The organism is Caballeronia sp. (assembly GCF_028292365.1).
Taxonomy (GTDB): domain Bacteria; phylum Pseudomonadota; class Gammaproteobacteria; order Burkholderiales; family Burkholderiaceae; genus Caballeronia.
Window position 1 is genome coordinate 1 of record NZ_JAQGMM010000295.1, and the last position, 5,047, is coordinate 5,047.

The window sequence follows — 5,047 nt, forward strand, 5'->3', positions numbered from 1 at the left end:
ATCGGAGAACGATGTGCTCGCCTCCGATGCCGCCCGTCTCGGCGATGTCCCGGCTATTGTGAAAGGTGTGATCAAGGAGCTGAAACATGACTGATTTTGCAGATGATCCGGTGGTGATCGTATCGGCAGTACGCACGCCGATGGCCGCCTTTCAGGGCGACTTCGCCTCGGTGACAGCGCCGCAACTCGGCTCGGTCGCAATCCGCGCCGCCGTGGAGCGCGCCGGGCTCAAGCCCGAGCAGATCGAAGAAGCCGTGATGGGTTGCGTGCTTCCCGCCGGACTCGGTCAGGCGCCCGCGCGGCAAGCCGCGCTCGGCGCGGGCTTGCCGTTATCCGTCGGCAGCACCACGGTCAACAAGATGTGCGGTTCCGGCATGCGCGCCGCCATGTTCGCGCACGACATGCTGCTCGCCGGATCGGCGGACGTGATTGTCGCGGGCGGGATGGAAAGCATGACCAATGCACCGTATTTGTTGCCCAAAGCGCGTGGCGGCATGCGCATGGGCCACGGCCAGGTGCTCGACCATATGTTCCTCGATGGACTCGAAGACGCGTATGAAAAAGGCCGGTTGATGGGCGCGTTTGCGGAGCAATGCGCCGGGTCGTACAAGTTTTCGCGGGAAGCGCAGGACGCGTTTGCGGTGGAGTCGCTGCGTCGTGCAAAACGGGCCAATGAAGACGGTTCCTTCGATTGGGAAATCGCGCCGGTCACCGTTGCAGGACGCAAGGGCGATACCGTCATCGATCACGACGAGCAGCCCTTCAAGGCGAATATCGACAAGATTGCTACGCTGAAACCCGCGTTCGCGAAAGACGGCACGGTGACCGCTGCGAACGCATCGTCTATCTCCGATGGCGCCGCCGCGCTCGTGATGATGCGCGCATCCACAGCGAAACGGCTCGGCGTCACGCCGCTCGCGCGAGTCGTCGGACACAGCACCTTCGCGCAAGAACCGGCGTTGTTCACGACTGCGCCCGTTGGTGCGATCCGCAAGCTGCTCGATAAGAACGGCTGGCGCGCGAACGAAGTCGATCTCTACGAGGTCAACGAAGCGTTCGCGGTTGTCGCGATGGCCGCCATGCGGGAACACGACTTGCCGCACGACAAGGTCAACGTCAACGGCGGCGCTTGTGCGCTGGGGCATCCGATCGGCGCATCGGGCGCGCGGATTCTCGTAACCTTGATCGGCGCGTTGCGTCAGCGTGGCTTGAAACGCGGCGTGGCGAGCTTGTGCATCGGCGGCGGAGAAGCGACGGCGATGGGGATTGAGCTGGTTTAGAGCCTTGTGCAGGGGAACATCATGAAAACCGTATTGATCGTGGGCGCGTCGCGCGGACTCGGCCACGAATTCGCGCGAGGATATTGTCGCGACGGCTGGCGCGTGCTCGCCACCGCTCGCGATGAAGCGTCATTGAAAGCACTCGAAGCCAATGGCGCAAAGACTTTCTCGGTCGACACAACCCAGCCCGAGCAGATCGCGGCGCTGGGCTTGCAACTCGATGGCGAGAAACTGGATGCCGCGATCATCGTGTCGGGCGTGTATGGTCCGCGAACCGAACACGTGGAAACCGTGCTGTCGGAAGATTTCGATCACGTCATGCACACTAATGTCCGCGGCCCGATGCAATTGCTGCCCATTCTCCTGCCGCGCACCGACGCAGCACATGGCGTGCTCGCCGTCGTGTCGAGCAAGATGGGCGGTATCGCGGAGATGAACGGGACAGCGGGCTGGTTGTATCGCGCGAGTAAGGCTGCGGTAAATGCGGCGTTGAAGGCGGCATCGCTGGAAGCGCGCGGCTCAACTTGCATCGCGTTGCATCCGGGATGGGTGCGCACCGAGATGGGCGGGTCATCGGCGGCGATTGAACCGGCTCACAGCATTTCCGGAATGCGCGCGGTGATCGCGGCGGCGGCGGCGAACCCCAAGAAATTCAACGGCTCGTTCGTGCAGTACGACGGCACGCCGCTCGCGTGGTGAGCGAGCGTTGCAAATAAACAGTTTCAGACAACCGAACAGGACATGAAGTGGCGTATCAAGTACATGGCGTGGCGTCGTCGGGGAATTGCTACAAGGTCCGGCTTGCGCTCGAGCAACTAAGCCGGCCGTATGTCTGGCACGAAGTCGACATGATGAACGGCGCCACGCGCACCGAAGCGTTTCGTCAGTTGAATCCGAACGGCAAGGTGCCGGTGCTTCAGATCGATGAGCACACGTGCCTGTTCGAATCGGACGCAATCCTGTTTTACCTCGCTGAAGGCACGCCGCTGCTGCCTACGGACCGTCTTTCGCGAGCTCGCGTGCTGCAATGGATGTTCTTCGAGCAATACAGTCACGAGCCCAACGTCGCAGTTGCTCGCTTCATTCTTCAGTTCGTCAAACACCCTGACGATCCACGCCTGCCCGAGAAAACCGCTGGTTCATATCGCGCGCTGGACGTGATGGAGACGCATCTCGCGACGCGGAAATATTTCGTCGATGAGCAATACACCATCGCGGACATTGCGCTGTACGCGTACACCCATGTCGCCGATGAAGCCAACCTCGACCTCGGCCGGTATCCGGCGATTCGCGCTTGGCTTGCGCGCGTGAAGGCGCAGCCGCGGCACATTGAGATGCCGGGCGTCGATGTATGAAGGAAGTCGGGGAATGCCCATGCGGGGGTGCATCGCCGGGATTGAACAGCGTTGTTAAACGCCCGCCTCAATATGCGCAATGTTGCGGACGCTTCATAGAAGGCGGCGCACCAGCGGGCAACGCAATGGAACTCATGCGTTCGCGCTACACCGCCTACGTGCTTGGCAACACGGCGTATTTGCGCGCGACCTGGGCCGAAGCTACTTGCCCCCGCGACCTGGAAACCTCAGCTGACTCCGCCACCCGCTGGCTCGGCTTGCAAATCAAACGCCACACGCCCGTTGACGCCGATCACGCTGAAGTCGAATTTGTCGCCCGATACAAGCTCGGCGGACGCGCTTTCCGGCTGCATGAGACGAGCCGCTTCGCACGCGATGCTGCCGGGTTGTGGCGTTATGTTGACGGTGATCTTCGCGATTGAAACGTCGCAACGACGAATCTTGCTGCGTCGCGGCAATAATTTCCTTAACGTCTGCTTTCGTCTCGAAATTAGTGCGCCGCGCGGGTACTTTCTAATTGCGCCTATTCATTTTGTCCGGGTACTCTACCTTTTCGCCAGTCGCTGGCGAATGATATTAAGTTACTGTTTCTTAAGCCAAATATCTGTCAGCGCGCCGGTGTTGCTTGTTTTGCGTATTGAAGCCCATTGTCGTGTCTATTCGGGACATGACTTGACGATCCGACCAGCGATACTGATTGACAGTGCGAACGTCCGGATCGGTGGATTGTGACAATAAGCTGGCTCGTGCTTTGAGAAATCAGCCGGGTCTAGAAGCGGGTGGAGTTTCGGGGATGGCATTTAGGCAAGTGTTGTCAGGTTGTGTCATGGTGTGTGCGCTCGCGGCGGTGTCCGCCTCGGCGCTTGCAGAGCCGTTCCCGGGTGCGCAGCAGTACGCGAAACTCGAGGCACCCGCCTTCGGCACGGTGCAGCGGTCGTTCGACCCATCGCTTCCCGCTGTCGACTCAAACCTCAACGAGTCTGTCATCGAAGTACCTTCGGGCGATGTCTCGCTTGAAACCACCATCTTCAAACCTGATGGCCCGGGTCCGTTCCCGATGGTCGTCTTTAATCACGGCAAGCTCCCTGGCAATGCGCATGACCAGACGCGCGCGCGTCCGATCGCGTTTGCACGCGAGTTCGTGCGTCATGGATATGTGGTTGTCGTGCCGAATCGCCGTGGCTTTGCGGAATCGGGCGGGGAATATACCGGCAACGGTTGCGACGTCGAAGCTAACGGTTTCACGCAGGCGCGTGACGTGGCCTCTACGGTGGCTTACATGGACAAGCAATCGTTTGTCGATAGCCAGCATGTGGTCGTGGCGGGCGCTTCGCACGGCGGGCTGGTGACCATGGCGTATGGCGCGCGCGACGCGCGTGAAGAGAAGGGCGTACGTGGCCTGATCAATTTCTCCGGTGGCCTTCGTCAGGATGAGTGTCCTGGATGGCAGAAAAACCTGACGAGCGCGTTTGGTGAATACGGTGAGCACGTGAAGTTGCCGTCGTTGTGGATGTACGGGAGCAACGACTCGGTGTGGCAGGGCAACTTGCCTGATGAAATGTTTGCGTCGTATAGCGCGCACGGTGCCAGGGCCGACATGGTGAATTTCGGCGCTTATAAGAACGATGCACATCGGCTGGTTGGGGATCGTGACGGTGTGGCGATCTGGTGGCCACGCGTGAAGACCTTCCTCGAAGAGGTTGGCATGCCGACGGATCGGCAATATCAGGTTTCGGATCCGCAGGCGCCTATGCCTACGGGCTATGCGAATGTGGATACGGTGACTGCAGTGCCTTTCCTCGATGAACGCGGCCGCGAGGGTTACGAAAACTTTCTGCATCAGTATTCGAGCCGCGCGTTCGCGGTGTCGGATTCGGGGGCGTGGTCGTGGGCGGAAGGCGGTGACGACCCCGTGGCGGTGGCCTTGGCAGGATGTCAGAAGCAGAGCAGCGATCCATGCCGGTTGTATGCCGTTAATAACGCCGTGGTCTGGAATGAGCGCAATGCTGCGCAGACGCAGACAGCTTCGAGATAGGGCGTTTGCATTTGCCTTTGAGGCAGCCAAAGGCTGGTAGCTGCGGCTCGTGGCTTCGTTGTAGTACCGGGTTGCTAGGCTCTGCGTTAGCGGTTCTGAGTTAATGCCGGGTTGCTGCTTTCGAGCTTAGCGGTCTGCTTGAGTTGGCTAATTTCTTCATCACTGTTAGCCACTGCGCGTGGCAGCGCGTCATTTCTTGGTCCTTAGCGACAAAGAAACGAAGCAAAGAAAACGCTTTTAACCGCACTATCCTAAGTGTCCACAGCGTGCAGTTTCTATTCATAGGTGCCCCAAAAGCACGGTGCTCGCCAGAGCCACGGATGTGTGAAACCCTCCTTCTCCGAACACCGATACCCACACGCTTCGCCACCAGTGAC

The 5,047-nt window shown here is 59.9% G+C and carries 5 protein-coding genes and 1 pseudogene; all 6 read left to right on the top strand.

Annotated features, from left to right (window positions below; all coding sequences use genetic code 11):
• Window positions 1–94: pseudogene (locus JWR14_RS18505) on the top strand (carbonate dehydratase); the annotation flags it as partial.
• A complete protein-coding gene (locus JWR14_RS18510; RefSeq protein WP_299709598.1) occupies window positions 87–1,280 on the top strand; it encodes an acetyl-CoA C-acetyltransferase in 1,194 nt (397 codons plus the stop codon). The pseudogene JWR14_RS18505 and the gene JWR14_RS18510, both read left to right, overlap by 8 nt.
• A gap of 21 nt (window positions 1,281–1,301) precedes the next feature.
• Window positions 1,302–1,979, top strand: coding sequence for an SDR family oxidoreductase (locus JWR14_RS18515; RefSeq protein ID WP_299709600.1), 678 nt, complete (start codon window positions 1,302–1,304; stop codon window positions 1,977–1,979).
• A gap of 47 nt (window positions 1,980–2,026) precedes the next feature.
• Window positions 2,027–2,635: a glutathione S-transferase family protein gene (locus tag JWR14_RS18520; RefSeq protein WP_299709602.1), complete on the top strand. Its 609-nt coding sequence runs from the start codon at window positions 2,027–2,029 to the stop codon at window positions 2,633–2,635.
• Complete coding sequence (locus JWR14_RS18525) at window positions 2,632–3,057, top strand: YchJ family protein (RefSeq protein WP_299709604.1); 426 nt, start codon at window positions 2,632–2,634, stop codon at window positions 3,055–3,057. The genes JWR14_RS18520 and JWR14_RS18525 overlap by 4 nt, the downstream gene beginning before the upstream one ends.
• 371 nt (window positions 3,058–3,428) lie before the next feature.
• Entirely contained in the window at window positions 3,429–4,670 is a 1,242-nt protein-coding gene (locus JWR14_RS18530; protein ID WP_299709606.1) for a CocE/NonD family hydrolase, read from the top strand.
• Window positions 4,671–5,047 lie beyond the last annotated feature (377 nt).